Raw genomic sequence first — 21,302 nt, 5'->3', positions numbered from 1 at the left:
CCCTGGATCGCGTGCAACAATCCGGCGTGCGTCCACGCGACGATTTTTCTGCCGGCGCGCGGCATAGGCGTTACACTGGCGCCTTCAACGCAACAAGAGTCTTTCCATGCACCTCGACCAGCCCCTCTCCGAAAAAGAATTCGACGAACTCGACCAGTTCCTCCTGTCCGACCGTTGCTCCGACGACGCGATGACGATGGACACCCTGCACGGCTACCTGACCGCCATCGCGATCGGGCCCGAGTCCATCATGCCGGCCGAGTGGCTGCCGCGCGTCTGGGGCGAGGACGGCGCCAGCACGCCGAAATGGAAGAACGGCCGCGAGGAAGAACGCATCGTCAACCTGATCATGCGCTTCATGAACGAAGTGCTGGTCACTTTCGAAGTGGCGCCCAAGGAATTCGAGCCGCTGTTCTGCGAACACGAACACCTGGGCAAGACCCTGATCGACGCCGAGGCCTGGTGCTGGGGCTTCTGGGAAGGGATGGAACTGCGTCCCGGCTCCTGGAACGAGATCTGGGATTCCGAGGTGGGCGAGCTGATGCGTCCAATCTACCTGCTGGGCGCGGACGAGATCGAGGAAGAGGAACTGGCGGAAGTCGAGGATCCCGCCAAGGCGCACCAGCTGGCGCTGGAGATCGAGGCCAACCTGCCGGCCATCCACCGCTGGTGGGCGCCGCGCCGCAAGCCGGGCGTGGAAACCGTGCGCCGCGAGGAGCCGAAAGTCGGACGCAACGACGATTGCCCTTGCGGCAGCGGGAAGAAGTACAAGAAGTGCTGCGGGGCCGAGAGCGCGTGATGTCCGAAGGCGGCGTGTTGATTCACGCGCCGACGCGGCGGCCGGCGCTCCGGTGATCGTTACCGCTCGAGTCGTCGTAAACGACGACCCGGCCTACGCGGCCCTTGCCATCACCGCCCCATGCAGGGCCGCCAGCACTTCCGCCGGCCCGGTCATCCCCGCCAGCCTGCCCATCGCATCCACCACCGGCACCCGCGCCAGCCCGTGGCGGGTCGCCAGCGCGGCCGCCTCGGTGGCCGGCTGCGCGGCATCGATCGCCACGCCCGCCGTCATCAGGTCGCCCACCCGCTGCGCCTCGCGCCTGCCCGCCAGGCTCACCAGCGCCAGCCTGGCGCGCGAACCGAGCGAACGCATTTCCGCTTCCGACGCGGCGCGCAGCAGCTGGGCCTGGGTCAGCAGTCCGAGCAGCCGCCCTTCCCCATCCACCACCGGCAGCGCAGCCACGCCGTGCCGCAGCAGCTGTTCGCGCGCGCTGGCCAGCGGCTGGTCCGGGGCCAGGCGCGCCACCGGCGCCACGCTCACGTCGCCGGCGCGCAGGCCGCGCGCGCGGCGCTCGGCCGCGTGCTGCTCGGCATCGTGGACGATGGTCGCCAGGTCTTCGCGGCTGACGTCGAGCGGCTCGCCGAAGTGTTCCAGCGCCGCGTCGATGTCTTCGTCGTCCACCACCGACGGCTTGACCGCCGCATGCGCATGGTGGGCGCCGGTCAGGCGGTTGTAGACCAGGGCCGCCGCCACCAGCAGCACCGCGTTCAAGCCCACCGGCGCCAGCGCGAAAGCGAAGCCGGCCTCGCGCACGGCGTCCCCGCCCAGCACGGCCGTCATCGCCGCCGCGCCGCCGGGCGGATGCAGGCAGCGCAGCAGGAACATCATCGCGATCGCCAGGCCGCCGGCCAGCGGCGCGGCCACCATCGGCTCCGGCACCAGCTGGGCGCAGGCGACGCCGGTCAGGGCCGACACCACGTTGCCGCCGATGACAGACCAGGGCTGGGCCAGCGGGCTGGCCGGCACGCAGAACAGGAGGACGGCCGAGGCCGCCATAGGCGCCACCAGCCAGGCGATGTGGGCGCCCGGCGCGGCCCAGCCCAGCGCGATCTGGCTGAGCAGGCCCGACAGCATCAGGCCGACCACGGCGCCAAAGGCGGCGCGGGCTTGCGCGGTGGGCGGAAGGGAAACCGGTTGCGGCAGGCGACGGCGTAGGCGGGAAGCGACGTGGATCAGCATTGCGCAAAAGGTGGACGGAAAATACTCCTATTAGACCACACGCACGATCACAGTGCACGATTGTCCAGGCCGGTGCACCCTGCTCCGCCGTGGTGCGCCTGGGTTGAAGCAAAGGCAGGCCGAGGCATGCATCCGACAATGCAATGATGTAAGATATGCAACGCTCCGCCGAATGCACCACCATCACAAGGACCCTGAAAATGATGCGCTTCCAACGCCACGCCGTGACCGCCCTCGCTGCCGCCGCCGCTGTTACTGCGGCCTGCTTCGCCACCCCTGCCCTGGCCGCCGCGCCGATGGCCAAGACCCCGGCCCCCGGCTATTACCGGGTCATGCTGGGCGACTTCGAAATCACCCCGCTGTCCGACGGCACCGTCGACCTGCCGGTCGAGCAACTGCTGGCCGACAAGCCGGAAAAGACCAAGGCCACCCTGGCCAAGCAGCACCTGGCCACCCCGCTCGAGACTTCGGACAATGCCTACCTGGTCAATACCGGCAGCAAGCTGGTCCTCATCGACACCGGCGCCGGCAGCTTCTTCGGCCCGACCCTGGGCAGGCTGGTCGCCAACATGAAGGCCGCCGGCTACAGCCCGGAACAGGTCGACGAGATCTACATCACCCACTTCCACGGCGACCACATCGGCGGCCTGGTGAACAACGCGCAGATCGTGTTCCCGAACGCCGTGCTGCGCGCCCACAAGCACGAGGCCGACCACTGGCTGAGCCAGGAGAACATGGACAAGGCCAAGGACAAGGGCGGTTTCCAGGCCGCGATGGCCGCGGTCCAGCCCTATGCCAAGGCCGGCAAGTTCAAGCCCTTCGAGGGCGACACCGAGCTGGTGCCGGGCATCCACGCGCTCGGCACCGGCGCCCACACGCCGGGCCACACCACCTACATGGTCGAGAGCAAGGGCCAGAAGCTGATGGTGATCGGCGACCTGATCCACGTGGCCGCGGTGCAGATGGCCGAGCCGAAGGTGACGATTTCCTTCGACAGCGACCAGAAGGCCGCCGCGGCCGCGCGTAAAAAAGCCTTCGACGCCGCGGCCAAGGGCGGCTACCTGATCGGCGGCGCCCATTTGCAGTTCCCCGGCCTGGGCCACCTGGCCACCGAGGGCAAGGGCTACCGCTTCATTCCGGTGAACTTCACGCAGATGCGCTGAAATCGGCCGCCGTCGCCGTCGCCGTCGCTACAGGCGGCGCGGCGCGCGCATCGTCCAGCACCGCCAGCAGGTGGTCGAAGTTGACCGGCTTGACCAGGTGGTGCTGGAAACCCGCCGCGAGGGCCTCCTCGCGGTCCTGCTGCTGGCCGTAGCCGGTCACGGCCACCAGCAGCGCTTCCCGTGTTTCAGGCTGGGCGCGCAGGCGCCGCGCCAGTTCCTTGCCGTCCATCCCGGGCAGGCCGATGTCGAGCAGGCAGACATCCGGGCGCACGCCGCGCGCCCGCTCCAGCGCCCGCAGCGGGTCATGCTCGATCACCACCTCGTGGCCGTGCGAGGCCAGCAGCATGCCGAGCATCTCGGCCGCGTCGGCATTGTCGTCCACCACCAGCACCTTCAGCCGCGCCGCCGCCGCCGCCTCCGGCGCCTCCAGCGCCGGCAAGTCCTCGGGCAGCAGGGCCTCGTGCTCGAGCGGCAGGGTGATCACGAAGGTGCTGCCCTTGCCCAGTCCCGGACTGGTGCAGCCCACGGTGCCGCCGTGCAGCTCCACCAGGTGCTTGACCAGGGCCAGGCCCAGTCCCAGGCCGCCCTGCGAGCGGTCGGAGGAACGCTCGGCCTGGGTGAACAGGTCGAATACGCGTCCGGTGAGCTCGCGGTCCATGCCGATGCCTTCGTCGCGCACCGACAGCACCAGGCGCGGGCCGAGGCATTCCGCACGCAGGTCGATCTGGCGCCCTTCCGGCGTGTACTTGCTGGCGTTGCCCAGCACATTGGCCACCACCTGCACCAGGCGCGCCTTGTCGCCCAGGACCACGGCGCCGTGCGGCGGCAGGCGCACCGCCAGCTGCTGGCGGCGCGCATCGATCATGGGCCGCACCTGCTCCACCGCTTCGTCGACCACCACGCGCGCGTCGACCGCCACCCGCGCCAGCGTGATCAGGCCGCGCGTCACGCGCGAGACGTCGAGCAGGTCGTCCACCAGGCGCGTCATGTGGCGCACCTGGCGCCCGATGATGGTGCTGCTCTGCTGCACCCGGGCCTCGTCCATGCCGCCCAGCTTGAGCAGCTCGGCGGCGGCGCTGATCGGCGCCAGCGGGTTGCGCAGCTCGTGCGCCAGCATGGCCAGGAATTCGTCCTTGCGGCGGTCGGCCTCCATCAGCTTGTCCTCGGCCAGCTTGCGGTCGGTGATGTCGCGGAAGAAGGAGGCGATGCCGCCGTCCTGGGTCGGATAGGCGCGGATCTCGGACCACACCCGGCGCCCGCCCGGGAACACGCGGCAGTACTCGGCGCTGCCGGCGCTGCGGCTGCGCATCACGTCGCGGTACATGCGCCCGCCCTCGGTGTCGAGCGACTCGGGGAAGATTTCCCAGTGATTGCGGCCGATGACCTGGTCCGCCTCCATGCCGCAGATGCGCAGGCCTTCGGCGTTCATCTGCAGGATGGTCCAGTGGCGGTCGAACAGGGCGAACCCCTCGGCGATGGCATCGAAGATGTAGCGGCTGCGGTCGCGCTCCTGGCGCAGCTCGGCCTGGGCGCGCACCGCCTCGGCGGCCGACCAGGTGCGTTCGGCCACGTCGCGCGCCAGGCGGGCGTCGTGGTCGCTCCAGTGGCGCGGGTGCGGGGTGTGGATGGCGAGGCAGGCGGTCAGGCGGCCGCGCTTGACCAGCGGGACCGCCAGCAGCGCGCCGATGCGTTCGTTCACATAGGTGCTGCGAAAGCCCGCCGTGCGCACGTCGCGCGCGCTGTCGTCGATGCGCACCACGCTGCCGGCGCGCAGCTCGGCGGCCATCGCGGGGCCGAAGTCGGCCAGCTGGAAGCGCGGGCGCGCGGAGAGGGTGCGGCCGTCCTGGCTCCACAGGTGGGGCACGCTGAAATGCCCCAGCGCGTCGTCCATCTCGGCGTACAGCACGCGCGCGGCGCGCAGCTCGCGTCCCAGCAGGCCGCTGGCCGTCTCGATCACTTCCTCGGGGTGGAGCAGCGGGCGCAGCGCGTCCGACACGCGCAGCTCGAAGGCGGCGCGGCGTTCGGCCATCACGCGGCTGGTGGTTTCCATGCAGGTGCAGAACAGGCCCGCGATCTCGCCGCCGGCGCCGTGCAGGGGCGCGAAGGAAAAGGTAAAGGTGGCGCGCTCGGCGTAGCCGTGGCGGCGCAGGGTCAGTTCCATGTCCTCGTGGTAGACCGGCTTGCCGGACAGGGCGCGGTCGACCATCGGCACCAGGTAGGGCCAGACTTCCGGCCACACGTCGGAGAGGCGCGCGCCCAGCACGGCCGGGTGGCGCTCGCCCAGCAGCGGAATGTTGGCGTCGTTGTACAGGAAGACGAGCTCGGGTCCCCAGGCCACGAACATGGGGAAGGACGAGTGCAGCATCATGTCGACCGCGGTCTTCAGGGCCGGCGGCCAGGTGGCGGTGGGACCGAGGGCGGTGGCGGGCCAGTCGTGGCGGCGCAGCAGGGCCGGCATCTGGCTGTCCCCCCCGGGACCGGTGTGCGTGAACGGGACCATGCAGGGGATTGTCGCATACCTTTTCGTTAAGGCTGCGGCATTTTGTTGGGGTGGTTCGCGGGGGAAGGAGGCGCGGGTGGGCGGCGGAACTTGGGCGGAACAATGCCATTGGCATTGTTCCGGCCTTCGCGGGGATGACCTTGACAGCCGATGCGAGCAAGCAGCGACAGCCGCTTCGGTTACGCACATATGCACGTCATCCCCGCGCAGGCGGGGACCCAAGTTTGCGTGAAAAACCGAACAATCAGAGCTTGATGAAATGCTCGCGGTAATACTTGAGCTCCTCGATCGACTCCGTGATATCCGCAAGCGCCGTATGCTTCTGGTGCTTCTTGAACCCGGTCGCCAGCTCCGGCTTCCAGCGGCGGCACAGTTCCTTGAGGGTGGAGACGTCCAGGTTACGGTAGTGGAAGAAGGCTTCCAGCTTCGGCATGCCGCGCGCCATGAAACGGCGGTCCTGGCAGATCGAGTTGCCGCACATCGGCGACTTGTTGGCCGGGACGTACTGCTTGAGGAAGGCGATCAGGGCTTCTTCCGCCTGCGCCTCGTCCACGGTCGAGGCCTTGACGCGGTCGATCAGGCCCGACTTGCCGTGGGTGCCCTTGTTCCAGGCGTCCATCTTGTCCAGGGTCTCGTCGCTCTGGTGGATGGCGAACACCGGGCCTTCGGCGACCACGTTCAGCTGGGCGTCGGTGACGATCACGGCGATTTCGATGATGCGGTCGGTGTCCGGATCCAGGCCGGTCATCTCCATGTCCACCCAGACGAGGTTGAATTCGTTCGGACGTTCCTGGGCAATACCCGGCAATTGCGTTTCAGTGGCTTGTGACATAATTCTCGCTTATTCCTAAAGATTGTCTGATCAATCAATCCTGCATTTTCTCACAGGCACACATGTCTTCACTCGGGTTTTCGGTCTTGTTCGTCGTTTTTCTGCTGCTCACGCTTGGTCTGCGCTTTTGGCTAGCCAGCCGGCAACTCCGCCACGTGCTGCGCCACCGCGCCAGCGTACCGGCCGAGTTTGCCGCCAAAGTGCCCCTGCATGCGCACCAGAAGGCGGCCGACTACACCGTCGCCAAGACGGGTTTCGGCATCGTGGGCCTGCTCTTCGGCGCCCTCACCCTGGTGGGCTTCACCCTGCTGGGCGGCCTGCAGTGGCTGTCGCTCTCCCTGCTGCCGCTGACCGGCCCCGGACTAGCGCACCAGATGGCCCTGGTGGCCGCCTTCGCGGTGCTGTCCGGCCTGCTCGACCTGCCTTTCGACTGGTACCGCCAGTTCGTGCTGGAAGAACGCTTCGGCTTCAACAAGATGAGCAAGGCCCTGTGGTGGTCCGACATGCTCAAGAGCGTGCTGGTAGGCGCCGCGATCGGCCTGCCTCTGCTGTGGGTGGTGCTGACCCTGATGGACAAGAGCGGCGAGCTGTGGTGGTTCTATACCTGGCTGGTGTGGAGCGGCTTCCAGCTGCTCATGATGGTGCTCTACCCGACCGTCATCGCGCCCCTGTTCAACAAGTTCACCCCCCTCACCGACGCCAGCCTGAAGGAACGCATCGAAGGCCTGATGGCGCGCACCGGCTTCGCCTCGAAGGGCCTGTTCGTGATGGACGGCAGCAAGCGCAGCGCCCACGGCAATGCCTACTTCTCGGGCTTCGGCGCCAACAAGCGCATCGTCTTCTTCGACACCCTGCTGGCGCGCCTCGACCCGCACGAGATCGAGGCCGTGCTGGCGCACGAACTGGGCCACTTCAAGCTGCGCCACATCGTCAAGCGCATCGTGGTGATGTTCGCGCTGTCGCTGGGCTTCCTGGCCCTGCTCGGCTACCTCAAGAACCAGGCCTGGTTCTACACGGGCCTGGGCGTGCTGCCCTTCATGAACGCCTCGAACGACGGCATGGCCCTGATCCTGTTCGCGCTGGTGCTGCCGATCTTCACCTTCGTGCTGGCGCCGCTGAGCTCCCTCACCTCGCGCAAGCACGAATTCGAGGCCGACGCCTTCGCCGCCAGGCACACCGACTACCGCCACCTGGTCTCGGCCCTGGTCAAGATGTACGAGGACAATGCCTCGACCCTGACCCCGGACCCGCTGCATTCGGCCTTCTACGATTCGCATCCGCCGGCCTCGATCCGGGTGAAGCAGCTGACCATGGCGGCCGCATGAGCCTCCTGCACCGCCACTGCACCCACGGCGCCCCGGCGCTCGACGAGGCCTCCATCGCCGCCCTGCGCAGCAAGGTGCCGGACTGGCAGATCGACGGCGGCATGCTGCGCCGCGAATTCAGGTTCGCCGATTACCCCGCCACGATTGCTTTCGTCAACGCGGTCGCCGTCATGGCCGAACAGGAAAACCACCACCCCGAGCTGCTGGTGCGCTGGGGCCGCTGCACCGTCGGCTGGACCACGCATTCGGCCGGCAACGCGCTGAGCATGAACGATGTGCTGTGCGCGGCCAAGACCGACGCGCTGTTCGCGCAAGGGGCGGCGGCATGAGCGAACTGAAAGGCACCATCATCGCGGCCCATGGCCGCCACTACCTGGCCGATGCCGGCGGCGTGAAGCTGCAGTGCGTCACGCGCGGCAAGAAGACCAATGTGGCGGTGGGCGACGTCGTCCACCTGAAGAAGACCTCCGAAGACCAGGCCGTGATCGAGCGCATCGCCGACCGCAAGACCCTGCTCTACCGCTCGGACCAGTACAAATCGAAACTGCTGGCGGCGAACATCTCGCGCCTCTTCATCGTCGTCGCCACCGAACCGGGTTTCGCCGACGACCTGGTTTCGCGCGCCCTGGTGGCCTGCGAGGCGGCCGGCATCGAGGCCCACCTGATCCTCAACAAGATCGACGTCGAAGACAATCTGCCGCGCGCGCGCGAACGGGTCGCCGTCTACGCGGCCCTCGGCTATCCGGTGCACGAGCTGTCCGCCAGGGCCCGTCCCGAGGAAGCCGTGGCCACCTTGATGCCCCTGCTCGAGGGCCACTCCTCGATCTTCATCGGCCAGTCCGGCATGGGCAAGTCCTCGCTGATCAACCTGCTGGTGCCGGACGCCGACATCGCCGTGCGCGAGATCTCGGAAGCGCTGGACACCGGCAAGCACACCACGACCTTCACCCGCCTGTACTGGCTGGAGGGGGCGAGCGCGGGATCTTCGATCATCGATTCGCCCGGCTTCCAGGAGTTCGGTCTTTATCACCTGACCGAGGGCATGCTGGAGCGCGCCTTCGTCGAGTTCACACCCTACCTGGGCGGCTGCAAGTACTACAACTGCCGCCACCTGGCCGAGCCCCAGTGCGCCGTGCTCGGCGCGGTGGCGGAGGGCAAGATCGCCAAGATGCGCCACGAGCTCTACGCCCAGCTGCTGCACGAGTCCGCGCAAACCCTTTATTGATGAGTTGAATGCCCGCGCAATGATGATTTGCGCGGGAAATAATGACCTGCCTTTCCGGTTTTCGGGTGCTTTCCCTAGCGGCAAGCAAAACCCCTTATAATCGAAAGGACACTAGACAGCAGATCCCACTATGCCAGGCACCACTCCGATCAAGCACTTCCTGCAGTTCTCCGACTTCACGCGCGACGAATTCGAATACGTGATCCAGCGCGCGGCCGTCATCAAGCGCAAGTTCAAGGCCTACGAGGTCTACCACCCGCTGGTCGACCGCACCCTGGTGATGGTGTTCGAGAAGAGCTCGACCCGCACCCGCCTCTCGTTCGAAGCCGGCATGCACCAGCTGGGCGGCGCGGCGATCTACCTGAACACCCGCGACAGCCAGCTGGGCCGCGGCGAGCCGGTGGAAGACGCCGGCCAGGTCATGTCCCGCATGTGCGACATCATCATGGTGCGTACCTTCGGCCAGGACATCATCGAGCGTTTCGCCGCCCACTCGCGCGTACCGGTGATCAACGGCCTGACCAACGAACACCACCCCTGCCAGGTGCTGGCCGACGTGTTCACGTATTACGAACACCGCGGTTCGATCGCCGGCAAGACCGTGGCCTGGATCGGCGACGCCAACAACATGCTGTACTCCTGGCTGCAGGCGGCCGAAGTCTTCGGCTTCCACCTGAACGTGGCCACGCCCAAGGGCTACGAGCTGGACCCGGCGCTGGTCTCGACCAGGCGCTACACCCTGTTCGACAACCCCTCGGACGCCTGCGAAGGCGCCCACCTGGTGAACACCGACGTCTGGACCAGCATGGGCTACGAGAAGGAAAACGCCGAGCGCCTGAAGGCCTTCGACGGCTTCATCGTGGACGGCGCCAAGATGGCGCGTGCCGCACCCGATGCCCTGTTCATGCACTGCCTGCCGGCCCACCGCGGCGAGGAAGTCGCGGCCGAAGTGATCGACGGCCCGCAGTCGGTGGTCTGGGACGAGGCCGAGAACCGCCTGCACGTGCAGAAGGCCCTGATCGAATACCTGCTGCTGGGCCGCATCGAGGACGGGGCATGATCGACCACACCGGCGTCATCGTGGCCGACTACGCGCGCAGCCGCGCCTTCTACACGCAGGCGCTGGCGCCGATCGGCTATGCCCTGCTGGCCGAGATTCCGGCCGCGGTCACGGGCGGCGTCGGCGTCGCCGGTTTCGGCGAGCCGCCCAAGCCCGACTTCTGGATCACCGGCGCCACGGCCGACAAGCCGGTCAACCATCCGCCCATCCACGTGGCCTTCCGCGTGAAGCGCCGCGCGCTGGTCGACGCGTTCCACCAGGCGGCTTTGGCCGCAGGTGGCCGCGACAATGGTGCGCCCGGCCCGCGTCCGCATTATCATGCCAGCTATTACGGCGCCTTCGTGCTGGATCCGGACGGCCACAACATCGAGGCCTGCTGCCACGAAGCTGTTTAGTGTTTCGTTGTACGATTAACCCTTTTTACCCACCACAAGCCTATGTTTGATCGTTGGCCCGTCGCCTTGCTCACCGCCCGGCGGCACTCCCATGGGCCGGCTGACCATTTAGTCCCCTCCATCCTTCCATCACTGGACATTCCATGAGCGACATCAAAAAAGTAGTACTCGCCTACTCCGGCGGCCTCGACACTTCGGTCATCCTGAAGTGGCTGCAAGACCATTACAACTGCGAAATCGTCACCTTCACGGCCGACCTCGGCCAGGGCGAAGAGCTGGAGCCGGCGCGCGCCAAGGCGATCAAGTTCGGCATCAAGCCGGAAAACATCTACATCGACGATGTGCGCGAGGAATTCGTGCGGGACTTCGTGTTCCCGATGTTCCGCGCCAACACCGTGTATGAAGGCGAATACCTGCTGGGCACCTCGATCGCCCGCCCCCTGATCGCCAAGCGCCTGATCGAGATCGCCAACGAGACCGGCGCCGACGCCGTCTCGCACGGCGCGACCGGCAAGGGCAACGACCAGGTGCGCTTCGAGCTGGGCGCCTACGCGCTCAAGCCGGACGTCAAGATCATCGCCCCGTGGCGCGAGTGGGACCTGCTGTCGCGCGAGAAGCTGCTGAAGTACGCGGAAGACGCCGGCATCGAGATCGACATGAAGCACAAGAACGGCGGCGCGCCCTACTCGATGGACGCCAACCTGCTGCACATCTCCTTCGAAGGCCGCCACCTGGAAAACCCGAGCGCGGAAGCCGAGGAATCGATGTGGCGCTGGACCGTGTCGCCGGAACAGGCGCCGAACGAAGCCGAGTACCTGGACATCGAATACGAACAGGGCGACATCGTCGGCCTGAATGGCAAGCGCCTGTCGCCGGCCGCCGTCCTGACCGAGCTGAACCGCCTGGGCGGCAAGCACGGCATCGGCCGCCTGGACCTGGTGGAAAACCGCTACGTCGGCATGAAGTCGCGCGGCTGCTACGAAACCCCGGGCGGCACCATCATGCTGCGCGCCCACCGTGCGATCGAATCGATCACCCTGGACCGCGAAGTGGCGCACCTGAAGGACGACCTGATGCCGCGCTACGCTTCCCTGATCTATAACGGCTACTGGTGGGCCCCGGAGCGCGTCGCGCTGCAGACCCTGATCGACCACACCCAGAAGAGCGTCAACGGCTGGGTGCGCCTGAAGCTGTACAAGGGCAACGTGATCGTGGTGTCGCGCGATTCGAAGACCGATTCGCTGTTCGACATGAACATCGCCACCTTCGACGAGGACGGCGGCGCCTACAACCAGGCGGACGCGGGCGGCTTCATCAAGCTGAACGCCCTGCGCATGCGCATCGCCGCCAAGGCGCGCGCCAAGCGCGGGCAGTAATCCCTTTTTCGGGATTGAAGAAGCCGCCTTGTAGGCGGCTTTTTTTCGTCCCGCGGCCGCGGTAGAATCGGCGACCATGAGTGATCGCGATGACAACATCTGCCTCGATTGCGGCGCCTGCTGCAAGTCGTTTCGTGTGTCCTTCTACTGGGCCGAGGCGCTCGAGCGCGGGCTGCCCGAGGGGTGGACCGAGCAGGTGACGCCGCATTTGTCGTGCATGAAGGGGACCAATGCGTCGGCGCCGTATTGTGCGGCGCTGGGCAAGGGAGATGCGGGGGCGATGGCGTGCGGGGTGTATGCGCACAGGCCGGGGGTGTGCCGGGAGGTGCAGGTGGGGGATGAGAAGTGTTGTCGGGCGCGGGAGAAGCACGGGTTGGCGGCGATTGCGGGTGTTGGGACGTGCGAGCAAACTTAGGTTCCCGCCTTCGCGGGAATGACGGTTTGAGGGGTGCGTGCCAAAAGAGCTGCCGAAGTTGCCAGCTTCAATTCCGTCATTCCCGCGAAGGCGGGGACCCAAGTTCCTTTGAGAGCCCACAACGCAAACCGTAGCGGACAACGCAACACTGTCCGCCATGGACAAATCCTCGTACGTCTACATCCTCGCCAGCCGGCCATACGGCACGCTCTACGTCGGCATGACGTCCGATCTCGTGCGGCGCATCTGGGAACATCAAAACGGTGTGGTAGAGGATTTTACCAAGGAATACACGATCAAACGCCTGGTCTGGTTCGAGCCCCACACCGACATCATGGCCGCCATCACCCGCGAAAAACAACTCAAGCACTGGAACCGCGACTGGAAAATCAACCTGATCCAATCCACCAACCCCACCTGGCTCGACCTCTACCCTACCCTAAGCTAGCTCACGCTAGCCCCGCAAATCATCCACCGCCCTGCCCCCGAATTCCCCCGCCAGCAGGTAATCCACCACATGCACCGCGCACGCCGCCGGCGCCAAGAGCACGCCGCTGTCCTTCATGTCCACGAAGCGCTGCCGCAGCGGGAATTTCTCGTCGGGCGTGGCGCGGATCTCGGCCTGCATGTCGGTATCGATCACCCCCGGCGCCAGGCTGCAGGCCCGTACGCGCGGATCGCCGTCGAGGGCCACCGCGCGCGCGTGCTGGTCGAGCGCCGCCTTGGTGGCGCAGTACACGCTCCAGCCGGGATAGGCGCTGCGTCCCGCCCCGCTCGAGATATGCAGGATGCGGCGCTCGGCCTGGGGCGCCGCCTGCACGAAGGCGCCGGACAGCGCCAGCGGCGCGGCCACGTTCAGGGTCACGGCGCGCAGGGCGGCCAGGGGGTCCTGGTCCGTCAGCGGCCCCACCGGCGTCACCATGCCGGCATTGTTCACCAGCAGCGCCTGGTCGCAGCCGGCCAGGAAACTGCGCAGCGCATGGCCGGCGATCCAGGCCGCCAGAGCCGCGCCGTCCGACAGGTCGACCACGGCCTGCTCCATGCCCTCGCCGATCTCGGCATGGCCGCGCGCCACGCCCAGTACCGGGATGCCGCGCGCCACCAGCTCCGCCGCCACCGCGGCGCCCAGGCCACGGGTGTGGCCGGTCACGATTGCCTTGATCATGTCGTCTCCCCTAGATGAATACCGGCTCCGGTTCCAGCGCCACCCCGTAGCGCGCCTCGACGTCGGCCTGGATGGCGCGCGCCAGGCGCACCACCTCCTCGCCGCTCGCGCCGCCCAGGTTCACCAGCACCAGCGCCTGCTTCGGATACACGCCCGCCGCACCCATGCTGCGGCCCTTCCAGCCGCACTGGTCGATCAGCCAGCCGGCGGCCAGCTTCTCGGTCCCGTCCGGCTGCGGGTGGTGCACCAGGTTCGGGAACTGCGCCAGGAGGCGCGCACAGTGTTCGCCGGACACCACCGGGTTCTTGAAGAAACTGCCCGCGTTGCCGATCTCGGCCGGGTCGGGCAGCTTGCGGCGCCGGATCGTCTCGACCAGGGCGCCCACCTGGGCCGGCGTGGGCGATGCCAGGCCGGCGTCCTGCGCCGCCTGGGCCAGCTCGGCATAGCGCAGGTTCGGCGTCCAGTCCTTCGGCAGCGCGAAGCTCACGTCCAGCACCACCAGCTCGCGCCCCTCGGCATGCTTGAAGATGCTGTCGCGGTAGCCGAAACGGCAGTCTTGCGCGTTTAGGGTCCGCACCTCGCCGGTGGCCATATCGAACACGGTCAGGCTATGAAACACATCCTTGGTTTCCGTGCCATATGCCCCCACATTCTGGATCGGCGCGGCGCCCACCGTGCCGGGAATGAGCGACAGGTTTTCCAGGCCGCCCAGGCCCTGCTCCAGCGTGTAGCGCACGAAGGCATGCCAGTTTTCGCCGGCCTGGGCCCGCACCAGCACCCGGCCGTCCTGCTCGCCGAGGATCTCGCGGCCCTGGCCGCTCATGTGCAGCACGATGCCGTCGAAGTCGCGCGTGAACAGGAGGTTGCTGCCGCCGCCCAGCACCAGGCGCGGCAGCGCGGCCAGCTCCGGGTCCGCGCGCAGCGCCGACAGCTGTCCGGCGCCGGTGACCCGCAGGTAATGGCGGGCGCGGGCCGGAATGCGGAAGGTGTTGAAGGAAGCGAGCGGCTGGTCGTGGACGAGGGACAGGTCTGGATGCATGGCGTGGTCTGGGTTTTTCGTTCCATTATAGTGGGAAGGCCCCCTCGCGCCTTGCCGGTCTGGCAAAACAGGTCGCCGGTCTGCACGGTTGTCCGTTAAAATAGAGGGATTCATCTAAATGCAACATAAGAAAAGGAAGAACCATGCCATCGTTTGATGTCGTCTGCGAAGCAGACATGGTCGAAGTGAAGAACGCCGTCGAACAGTCGAACAAGGAAATCACCACCCGCTTCGACTTCAAGGGCAGCTCGGCCAAGGTCGAACAGAAGGAACGCGAACTCACCCTGTTCGCCGACGCCGACTTCCAGCTGGGCCAGGTCAAGGATGTCCTCATCAACAAGATGTCGAAGCGCAAGGTCGACGTGCGCTTCCTGGACGAAGGCAAGGTGGAGAAAATCGGCGGCGACAAGGTCAAGCAGGTCATCAAGGTGCGCAACGGCATCGAGACCGAGGACGCCAAGAAGATCACCAAGGTGATCAAGGAAAGCAAGATGAAGGTCCAGGCCAGCATCCAGGGCGAATCGGTGCGCATCACCGGCGCCAAGCGCGACGACCTGCAGGCCGCCATGGCCCTGCTGCGCAAGGATGTCCAGGAACTGCCGCTGGCGTTCAATAACTTCCGCGACTAAGCGCATACCAGGGCCGGCGCACCGGCCCGCCACAGCCTGCCCGGGACCAAGCGTCCCGGGGACCGGAACCCGCTTGGGGTAGAATGAGGCCGTGCGTACATGTCTTTTTTGTCGTGCGCGGCTGTACCCGAAGAGACCAGTAGTCTAAGGATAGCAATGAAACGTGTTGATGATTTCCGCTTAAAGCTGGGCAACAAGGAATACGTGCCCATCATGATCGGCGGAATGGGTGTGGACATCTCGACATCCGAGCTGGCGCTGGAAGCCGCGCGCCTGGGCGGTATCGGCCATATTTCCGATGCCATGGTGCAAGACGTCTCGGACCGCAAGTTCGACACTACCTTCGTCAAGGACAAGACGAAACTCTACAAATTCAACATCAACAACATGAACAAGGCGGTGGTCCAGTTCGACCTGGACCGCCTGGCCGAAGCGACCCGCCTGCACGTCGGCGCCACCATGGAAGCGAAGCGAGGCAATGGCCTGGTCTTCGTGAACTGCATGGAAAAGCTGACCATGAACGCGCCCAAGGAAACCCTGCGCACGCGCCTGGCGTCGGCCCTGGACGCCGGCATCGACGGCATCACCATGTCGGCCGGCCTGCACCTGGGCTCCTTCGAGCTGATCAAGGACCATCCGCGCTTCCGCGACGCCAAGCTGGGCATCATCGTGTCCTCCGTGCGCGCCTTGCAGCTGTTCCTGCGCAAGGTCTCGCGCCTGGACCGCCTGCCCGACTACATCATCGTCGAAGGCCCGCTGGCCGGCGGCCACCTGGGTTTCGGCATCGATGACTGGAAGCAGTACGACCTGCACACCATCATGGACGAGATCCACGCCTACATGCGCGCCGAGCAGCTGGACATCCCGCTGATCGCCGCCGGCGGCGTGTTCACCGGCAGCGATGCGGCCGGCTTCCTGGAAAAAGGCGCCGGCGGCGTGCAGGTGGCGACCCGCTTCACCGTCACCCACGAATGCGGCCTGCCGGACAGCGTCAAGCAGGAATACTTCCGCGCCGGCGAGGACGACATCGAAGTCAACGGCCTGTCGCCGACCGGCTATCCGATGCGCATGCTGAAGAACACCCCGGCGATCGGCTCCGGCATCCGCCCGGGCTGCGAATCCTATGGCTACCTGCTGGACGCCACCGGCAACTGCGCCTACATCAATTCGTACAACCGCGAGGTGCAGGCCAGCCCGGACCCGAAGAACATCGTGGTCATGGACAAGACCTGCCTGTGCACCCACATGCGCAACTTTAATTGCTGGACCTGCGGACACTATACCTACCGCCTGAAGGACACCACCCACCTGCTGGCGGATGGCAACTACCAGATCCTGTCGGCCGAGCATGTGTTCAAGGATTACCAGTTCAGCGTGAACAACGAGATCGCGCTGCCGGAGAAGCAGGAGATCGTGGCGGCGTAAGCGTGCCTCGTTCCGCGAGAAGCCACGGTCGTCCGTGGCTTTTTTATTGCCGTTCACAAACGAGGTTGACGCGGCGCCCGCTGCAGGGTGGGCGGGGCGGTTCAGGCCAGTGGCCTGATGGCTACCGGCTCCGCTCTCGCGCCGGATGATCTTTCTGTCGCCCATCACCGGATGGGGGCAAGGCCGCCAACCCTACCGCAACGCCCCAACCTGCGATACTATTTCAACATCGCCTTCACTCCAACGGAGATGACCATGTCCCCCACCATCGGCCACCCCTCGCCGCGCCCCGTCACGACCGGCCTGCTGCGCGTCGTCCTCGCGACCGCCTGCCTGCTGCTGGTGCCCCTGGTCGCCATGCAGTTCACCCGCGAAGTCGACTGGACCGGCTCCGATTTCGTGGCCGCCGGCATCTTGCTGGTCGGCACCGGCAGCGCCTGGGTGCTGCTGTCGCGCCTGGTGCGCGCGCCGCGCGAGCGCACGCTGCTGGGCCTGGTGTTGCTGGGCGCGCTGCTCGTGACCTGGGCCGAGCTCGCCGTCGGCATCTTCCACTAAGGCTTTCCTCAGGCGCCCCGGCGCCAACCGCTTTTTTCGTCAGCCCGCGCCCATCGGGGGTCGTTCGCGCCACGCGCACCGAAACGGGTGTAAGCTGGTTTGCAGCGAACCCTCTGTGCGAGGCAAGCAATGCCGACGACCGACGAACCGGAGCAGGTCAGCTTTCTGACGGACGATACGGGCCGGATCACCGCCTGGAATCCCGCATGCGAAGCCTTGTTCGGCATCGGCACGGCCCAGGCCGTTGGACAGACGCTCGATACCCTGCTGGCGGAGGGTCCCGCCTGGCCCGAACTCAGCGCGGCGGGGTCCGCCCATGTCCAGGTCCATGCCGCGGACGGCGAGCAGCACGAGGCGACGCTGGCGCTCGCCGCGCTGCATGGGCAGGAAGGCGCGCCGCGCGCCTGGATCGTCACCCTCGCCACTCCTCCCGCCGACGCATCCGAAAGCGAACGCGTCGGCCGCACGCCCCTGTCCAAGATTGTCGAGTTACTGCCAGGCACCTTCTACGTCATCAACCGCGCCGGCCGCTTCGTACTGTGGAACCATAACCTCGAGCGCCTGAGCGAGATGATGCCGGACGAGGTCGCCGCCACGCATGCCCTCGACCTGTTCGACTTCCGCGACCGTCCAGCGGCCCTGGCGAACATCCGGCGCGTGTTCAAGGACGGCGCCGAGGTATCGATGGAGGCCGACTACGTGTCGCGCAGCGGACGCGAGACGCCGATGCTGCTGGGCGGGGCGCCGATCGCCTGCAACGGCGACACCTACCTGTTCGGCATGGGCCTGGACATCTCGGCGCGCCGCGACCGGGAGCGCCGGATGCGCCTGTACGAACGGGCGCTGCACGCGGCCAGCAACGGCATCGTGATCACCGGCTGCGTCGGCGACGAACACCCGATCGAGTACGTGAATCCCGCCTTCGAGCGCATCACCGGCTACTGCAGCGACGAAGTGATCGGGCGCGATTCGCGCTTCATGGCCGCGCCCGGCATGGACCTGGACGAGCGCGCCCAGGTGCGGGTCGCCCTGCGCGAACTGCGGCCCATCAAGGTGGTGCTGCGCAACCAGCGCAAGAACGGCGAGCTGTTCTGGAACGACCTGAGCATCACCCCGGTGCACGACGAGCACGGCCAGGTCACCCATTTCGTCGGCATCATCACCGACGTCACCGCCCTCAAGCAGCGCACCGCCAACCTCGAGCACGAGGTCAACCACGATGGCCTGACCGGCCTGGCCAACCGCAACCTGATGTGGGACCGCCTCGGCCATGCCGTGCACCTGGCGCAGCGCCACCAGACCATGGTGGCGACGGTGCTGGTGGACCTGGACAACTTCAAGACCATCAACGACACCTTCGGCCACGCGGCCGGCGACGTGGTGCTCAAGGTAGTGGCGCGGCGCCTGCAGTCGGCGGTACGCGACAGCGACACGGTGGCGCGCCTGTCAGGCGACGAATTCGTGCTGGTGCTGGTCGACCAGCCCTCGCTGCGCTTCACCCTGCGCATGGTCGAACGCCTGCGCCGCGCCATGGTGATGCCGGTGGCCTTCGCCGGCAACGAGATCCCGGTCGGCGCCAGCCTGGGCGTGGCGGCCTTCCCCGGCGACGGCCTCACCCCGGCCGAACTGGTACGGGCGGCCGACATGGCGATGTACCGCGCCAAGAACAACGGCGGCGGCGTCCACTTCTTCTCGGCCGAGATGCGTTCGGCCAGCCAGGCGCGCGCCGCCCTGGCCGACAGCATGCGCGACGTGCTGACGCGCGACGAGCTGTTCCTGCTGTTCCAGCCGCGCATGGACGCCAAGAGCGGCAAGGTGCGCGGCTTCGAGGCCCTGCTGCGCTGGCGCCATCCCGAGCACGGGGTGATGCTGCCGGCCGCCTTCCTGGCCGAGGCCGAGGAAAGCGGCCGGATCGTCGAGATCGGCAACTGGGTGCTGGACCAGGCCTGCAACTTCCTGCGCCAGCTGCGCGACGCCGGCTACACCGGGCTGCCGGTGGCGGTGAACGTCTCGCACCGCGAGTACAGCCGTCCCGGCTTCATCCCCGGCATCGCGGCGCGCCTGGAGGAATACGGCCTGCCGCCGGGCAGCCTGGAAATCGAGATCCCCGAGGCCGACCTGATCCGCAGCCCCGGCATCGGGCGCGACCTGGCGACCCAGCTGCGCGAAGTCGGCGCGGTGCTGTCGGTGGACGAATTCGGGCGCGGCATTTCGGACTTGTCCTTCCTGCAGCAGCTGTCGATACGCCAGGTGAAGCTGTCCAAGGCGGCGGTGCACGGCATCGCCGGCCAGGGGGCGGGGTCGTCCCTCGCCAAGACCCTGATCGATATCGGGCACAACCTCGAGATGTCGGTGGTGGGCGAGGCGGTGGAAACCGAGGCGCAGGTAGACTTCCTGCGGCAGCATGGCTGCGACCAGCTGCAGGGGCAGTGGTTCAGCGAGCCGCTGGCGGCCGAGGCGGCGCACAGGATGCTGGCGCAGGGACAGCAGGGGCAGCAGGCGCAGTGAGCGTAGTGAGCGCATCCTCGTCGCTCTTATCCCTCCAGCCTGGAGACCGTCATCCCCGCGCGGGCGGGGATGACGGTTTTGAGGGGCGATGACAGGAGTTACGACCCGGGTAGGCGAACGAAAACCACATCATCCTTCATCCGTAATCCTCTTCACCAGCGCCCCCAGCACCTCCTCCGCCATCTCGTTCGACACCTGGCAGGTCCCCGCATTCTCATGCCCGCCGCCGCCGTACTCCAGCATCAGCGCCCCGATATTGGTCTTCGAACTGCGGTTCAGGATCGACTTGCCCGTCGCGAACACGGTGTTCTGCTGCTTCACGCCCCACAGCACATGGATCGAGATGTTCGTCTCCGGGAAGAGCGCATAGATGATGAAGCGGTTGCCGGCATAGATCACTTCCTCCTCGCGCAGGTCGAGCACCACCAGGTTGCGGTGCACGCGCGCGCAGCGGCGGATCTGTTCCTTGCACAGCTCGCTATGCTCGACATACAGGGCGGTGCGCTCGCGCACGTCCGGCAGCGCCATGATCTCGTCGATGCTGTGGGTGGCGCAGTGGTCGATCAGCGCCATCATCAGCTGGTAGTTGGAAATGCGGAAGGCATGGAAGCGCCCCAGTCCGGTGCGCGCATCCATCAGGAAGTTGAGCAGGTTCCAGCCCTGCGGGTCGAGCACCTCTTCGCGCGAGAAACGCGCCGAGTCGCCCTTGTCGACCGCGGCCATCATGTCCTGCCACGCCGCCGGGAAGGTCGCCGCGCCGCCGTAGTGGTCGTAGACCACCCGCGCCGCCGAGGGCGCTTCCGGATGGATGATGTGGTTCTCGCGCCGCCCCGTGTTGCGCAGGGTTTCCGACAGGTGGTGGTCGAAGGCCAGGTGGGCCGCCGGCACATAGGGCAGGTTGGTCGTGATGTCGTGGGCGGTGATGGCGATCTTGCCGTCCTGCATGTCCTTCGGATGGACAAACAGGATGTCGTCGATCAGGTCGAGGTGCTTGAGCAGCACCGCGCACACCAGGCCGTCGAAATCGCTGCGGGTAACAAGGCGGAATTTTCCGGGAACTGCAGACATCGGCACACCCTTTCATCTTCGGATTGAGGACTCGGCCGGCGTGGCTGCCGGCCAGGCGGAGAATTATCATACCTTGCTATGTTTCCAATTGACAGCTCTTGCGCTAGCTCATTCGGACCGGGTAGGCGCAGCCTGTTCCCCGATTCCTGCAGGCTGTCGCAGGGGGCTGGCAAGCGCGGCGGCCAAGGGTTAAAGTTGCATCATCCCAACAGTCGGATTGCACGGGAAAGGATGTTTCCCGGCGCCGGGAGCACGGCAGGCGTTACACTCGCCGCTTTGGCTCGTGGTCTACTGACAGAAAACGATATCGACATGCAAGCACGCAGCACAACCCAGCATTATTTTTCGAGCATCCTGTCGTGGCTGTACCGCTGCTTCGACGCCGTGGCGACCTGGGTGACGCAGCTGTCGTGGTGGAAATTCTTCCTGTTCGCGATCCTGACCCTGACCGCCGGCGCCATCCTGCAGGAAGAATTGTTCAACGGCCCGGCCGAGGAAGAAATCGCCCGCGCCGAGCGCGACGCCGCGCGCCGCAGCGACGCCAGCATCCTGATCGACGAAAGCGGCATCCACTTCAACCCGCGCAAGAACCGCCCCGGCGC

Annotated in this window: 20 protein-coding genes and 1 pseudogene; 15 read left to right on the top strand and 6 right to left on the bottom strand. The window is 66.6% G+C overall.

Features of this window, described 5'->3' with window-relative positions:
- Window positions 1–106: 106 nt before the first annotated feature.
- Window positions 107–799, top strand: a complete 693-nt coding sequence (locus tag V7778_RS19740; RefSeq protein WP_335558386.1) for a UPF0149 family protein — start codon at window positions 107–109, stop codon at window positions 797–799.
- Between the two features lie 93 nt (window positions 800–892).
- Here V7778_RS19740 and V7778_RS19735 read toward each other — a convergent pair whose 3' ends face one another.
- A complete protein-coding gene (locus tag V7778_RS19735) occupies window positions 893–2,020 on the bottom strand; it encodes an HPP family protein (RefSeq protein ID WP_335558384.1) in 1,128 nt (375 codons plus the stop codon).
- 200 nt (window positions 2,021–2,220) lie between these two features.
- Here V7778_RS19735 and V7778_RS19730 point away from each other — a divergent pair, with 200 nt between their 5' ends.
- Entirely contained in the window at window positions 2,221–3,183 is a 963-nt protein-coding gene (locus V7778_RS19730; RefSeq protein WP_335558382.1) for an MBL fold metallo-hydrolase, read from the top strand.
- Here the strand turns inward: V7778_RS19730 and V7778_RS19725 are convergent.
- Window positions 3,167–5,641, bottom strand: coding sequence for a hybrid sensor histidine kinase/response regulator (locus V7778_RS19725; RefSeq protein WP_335558381.1), 2,475 nt, complete (start codon window positions 5,639–5,641; stop codon window positions 3,167–3,169). The genes V7778_RS19730 and V7778_RS19725 overlap by 17 nt on opposite strands.
- A gap of 286 nt (window positions 5,642–5,927) precedes the next feature.
- On the bottom strand, window positions 5,928–6,515 hold the full coding sequence (gene orn, locus V7778_RS19720) for an oligoribonuclease (protein ID WP_211522220.1): 588 nt from the start codon (window positions 6,513–6,515) through the stop codon (window positions 5,928–5,930).
- 62 nt (window positions 6,516–6,577) lie between these two features.
- On the opposite strand from orn, the gene V7778_RS19715 reads away from it, so the two are divergent.
- From V7778_RS19715 to V7778_RS19680, 8 genes are all read left to right on the top strand, one after another.
- Complete coding sequence (locus V7778_RS19715) at window positions 6,578–7,840, top strand: M48 family metallopeptidase (protein WP_335558378.1); 1,263 nt, start codon at window positions 6,578–6,580, stop codon at window positions 7,838–7,840.
- Window positions 7,837–8,169: a 4a-hydroxytetrahydrobiopterin dehydratase gene (locus V7778_RS19710; RefSeq protein ID WP_335558376.1), complete on the top strand. Its 333-nt coding sequence runs from the start codon at window positions 7,837–7,839 to the stop codon at window positions 8,167–8,169. Before V7778_RS19715 ends, V7778_RS19710 begins: the two co-directional genes overlap by 4 nt.
- A complete protein-coding gene (gene rsgA / locus V7778_RS19705; protein ID WP_335558375.1) occupies window positions 8,166–9,065 on the top strand; it encodes a ribosome small subunit-dependent GTPase A in 900 nt (299 codons plus the stop codon). Before V7778_RS19710 ends, rsgA begins: the two co-directional genes overlap by 4 nt.
- Before the next feature lie 130 nt (window positions 9,066–9,195).
- On the top strand, window positions 9,196–10,125 hold the full coding sequence (argF, locus tag V7778_RS19700; protein ID WP_335558373.1) for an ornithine carbamoyltransferase: 930 nt from the start codon (window positions 9,196–9,198) through the stop codon (window positions 10,123–10,125).
- Window positions 10,122–10,520 (top strand): VOC family protein, encoded by a 399-nt coding sequence (locus tag V7778_RS19695; RefSeq protein WP_335558371.1) that lies wholly within the window; start codon window positions 10,122–10,124, stop codon window positions 10,518–10,520. Before argF ends, V7778_RS19695 begins: the two co-directional genes overlap by 4 nt.
- Window positions 10,521–10,663: 143 nt before the next feature.
- Complete coding sequence (locus tag V7778_RS19690) at window positions 10,664–11,896, top strand: argininosuccinate synthase (protein ID WP_335558369.1); 1,233 nt, start codon at window positions 10,664–10,666, stop codon at window positions 11,894–11,896.
- Between the two features lie 76 nt (window positions 11,897–11,972).
- Complete coding sequence (locus tag V7778_RS19685; RefSeq protein ID WP_335558368.1) at window positions 11,973–12,311, top strand: YkgJ family cysteine cluster protein; 339 nt, start codon at window positions 11,973–11,975, stop codon at window positions 12,309–12,311.
- Window positions 12,312–12,468: 157 nt separating this feature from the next.
- Window positions 12,469–12,759 carry a GIY-YIG nuclease family protein gene (locus V7778_RS19680; RefSeq protein WP_335558366.1) on the top strand — a complete coding sequence of 97 codons (291 nt, stop codon included), beginning with the start codon at window positions 12,469–12,471 and terminating at the stop codon, window positions 12,757–12,759.
- Between the two features lie 6 nt (window positions 12,760–12,765).
- On the opposite strand, the gene V7778_RS19675 is transcribed toward V7778_RS19680, so the two are convergent.
- On the bottom strand, window positions 12,766–13,476 hold the full coding sequence (locus V7778_RS19675) for an SDR family oxidoreductase (RefSeq protein WP_335558364.1): 711 nt from the start codon (window positions 13,474–13,476) through the stop codon (window positions 12,766–12,768).
- A gap of 10 nt (window positions 13,477–13,486) precedes the next feature.
- Window positions 13,487–14,515, bottom strand: a complete 1,029-nt coding sequence (murB, locus tag V7778_RS19670; protein WP_335558362.1) for a UDP-N-acetylmuramate dehydrogenase — start codon at window positions 14,513–14,515, stop codon at window positions 13,487–13,489.
- 143 nt (window positions 14,516–14,658) lie between these two features.
- Here murB and V7778_RS19665 point away from each other — a divergent pair, with 143 nt between their 5' ends.
- The 4 genes from V7778_RS19665 to V7778_RS19650 all read left to right on the top strand — a co-directional run bounded on the left by V7778_RS19665 (window position 14,659) and on the right by V7778_RS19650 (window position 19,632).
- Window positions 14,659–15,144, top strand: a complete 486-nt coding sequence (locus tag V7778_RS19665) for a YajQ family cyclic di-GMP-binding protein (RefSeq protein WP_211522231.1) — start codon at window positions 14,659–14,661, stop codon at window positions 15,142–15,144.
- Window positions 15,145–15,300: 156 nt separating this feature from the next.
- Window positions 15,301–16,569, top strand: a complete 1,269-nt coding sequence (locus tag V7778_RS19660; RefSeq protein ID WP_335558359.1) for a nitronate monooxygenase — start codon at window positions 15,301–15,303, stop codon at window positions 16,567–16,569.
- A 255-nt stretch (window positions 16,570–16,824) separates the two neighbouring features.
- Window positions 16,825–17,124: a hypothetical protein gene (locus V7778_RS19655; protein WP_335558357.1), complete on the top strand. Its 300-nt coding sequence runs from the start codon at window positions 16,825–16,827 to the stop codon at window positions 17,122–17,124.
- 129 nt (window positions 17,125–17,253) lie between these two features.
- Complete coding sequence (locus V7778_RS19650) at window positions 17,254–19,632, top strand: sensor domain-containing protein (RefSeq protein WP_335558355.1); 2,379 nt, start codon at window positions 17,254–17,256, stop codon at window positions 19,630–19,632.
- A gap of 129 nt (window positions 19,633–19,761) precedes the next feature.
- Here the strand turns inward: V7778_RS19650 and V7778_RS19645 are convergent, their stop codons facing one another.
- On the bottom strand, window positions 19,762–20,700 hold the full coding sequence (locus V7778_RS19645; protein WP_335558353.1) for an exopolyphosphatase: 939 nt from the start codon (window positions 20,698–20,700) through the stop codon (window positions 19,762–19,764).
- A 312-nt stretch (window positions 20,701–21,012) separates the two neighbouring features.
- Between V7778_RS19645 and V7778_RS19640 the strand changes: the two are divergent.
- Window positions 21,013–21,302: pseudogene (locus V7778_RS19640) on the top strand (sensor histidine kinase); the annotation flags it as partial.

Source organism: Massilia sp. DD77, assembly GCF_036961685.1.
Taxonomy (GTDB): domain Bacteria; phylum Pseudomonadota; class Gammaproteobacteria; order Burkholderiales; family Burkholderiaceae_D; genus Telluria.
Note: the sequence above shows the minus strand (reverse complement) of the source record. Positions and strands in the feature narration are given on the sequence as shown.

Coding starts and splice junctions, on each gene's coding strand:
- V7778_RS19740 (WP_335558386.1), top strand. CDS start 107: ATGCACCTCGACCAGCCCCTCTCCGAAAAAGAATTCGACGAACTCGAC.
- V7778_RS19735 (WP_335558384.1), bottom strand. CDS start 2,020: ATGCTGATCCACGTCGCTTCCCGCCTACGCCGTCGCCTGCCGCAACCG.
- V7778_RS19730 (WP_335558382.1), top strand. CDS start 2,221: ATGATGCGCTTCCAACGCCACGCCGTGACCGCCCTCGCTGCCGCCGCC.
- V7778_RS19725 (WP_335558381.1), bottom strand. CDS start 5,641: ATGCCGGCCCTGCTGCGCCGCCACGACTGGCCCGCCACCGCCCTCGGT.
- orn (WP_211522220.1), bottom strand. CDS start 6,515: ATGTCACAAGCCACTGAAACGCAATTGCCGGGTATTGCCCAGGAACGT.
- V7778_RS19715 (WP_335558378.1), top strand. CDS start 6,578: ATGTCTTCACTCGGGTTTTCGGTCTTGTTCGTCGTTTTTCTGCTGCTC.
- V7778_RS19710 (WP_335558376.1), top strand. CDS start 7,837: ATGAGCCTCCTGCACCGCCACTGCACCCACGGCGCCCCGGCGCTCGAC.
- rsgA (WP_335558375.1), top strand. CDS start 8,166: ATGAGCGAACTGAAAGGCACCATCATCGCGGCCCATGGCCGCCACTAC.
- argF (WP_335558373.1), top strand. CDS start 9,196: ATGCCAGGCACCACTCCGATCAAGCACTTCCTGCAGTTCTCCGACTTC.
- V7778_RS19695 (WP_335558371.1), top strand. CDS start 10,122: ATGATCGACCACACCGGCGTCATCGTGGCCGACTACGCGCGCAGCCGC.
- V7778_RS19690 (WP_335558369.1), top strand. CDS start 10,664: ATGAGCGACATCAAAAAAGTAGTACTCGCCTACTCCGGCGGCCTCGAC.
- V7778_RS19685 (WP_335558368.1), top strand. CDS start 11,973: ATGAGTGATCGCGATGACAACATCTGCCTCGATTGCGGCGCCTGCTGC.
- V7778_RS19680 (WP_335558366.1), top strand. CDS start 12,469: ATGGACAAATCCTCGTACGTCTACATCCTCGCCAGCCGGCCATACGGC.
- V7778_RS19675 (WP_335558364.1), bottom strand. CDS start 13,476: ATGATCAAGGCAATCGTGACCGGCCACACCCGTGGCCTGGGCGCCGCG.
- murB (WP_335558362.1), bottom strand. CDS start 14,515: ATGCATCCAGACCTGTCCCTCGTCCACGACCAGCCGCTCGCTTCCTTC.
- V7778_RS19665 (WP_211522231.1), top strand. CDS start 14,659: ATGCCATCGTTTGATGTCGTCTGCGAAGCAGACATGGTCGAAGTGAAG.
- V7778_RS19660 (WP_335558359.1), top strand. CDS start 15,301: ATGAAACGTGTTGATGATTTCCGCTTAAAGCTGGGCAACAAGGAATAC.
- V7778_RS19655 (WP_335558357.1), top strand. CDS start 16,825: ATGTCCCCCACCATCGGCCACCCCTCGCCGCGCCCCGTCACGACCGGC.
- V7778_RS19650 (WP_335558355.1), top strand. CDS start 17,254: ATGCCGACGACCGACGAACCGGAGCAGGTCAGCTTTCTGACGGACGAT.
- V7778_RS19645 (WP_335558353.1), bottom strand. CDS start 20,700: ATGTCTGCAGTTCCCGGAAAATTCCGCCTTGTTACCCGCAGCGATTTC.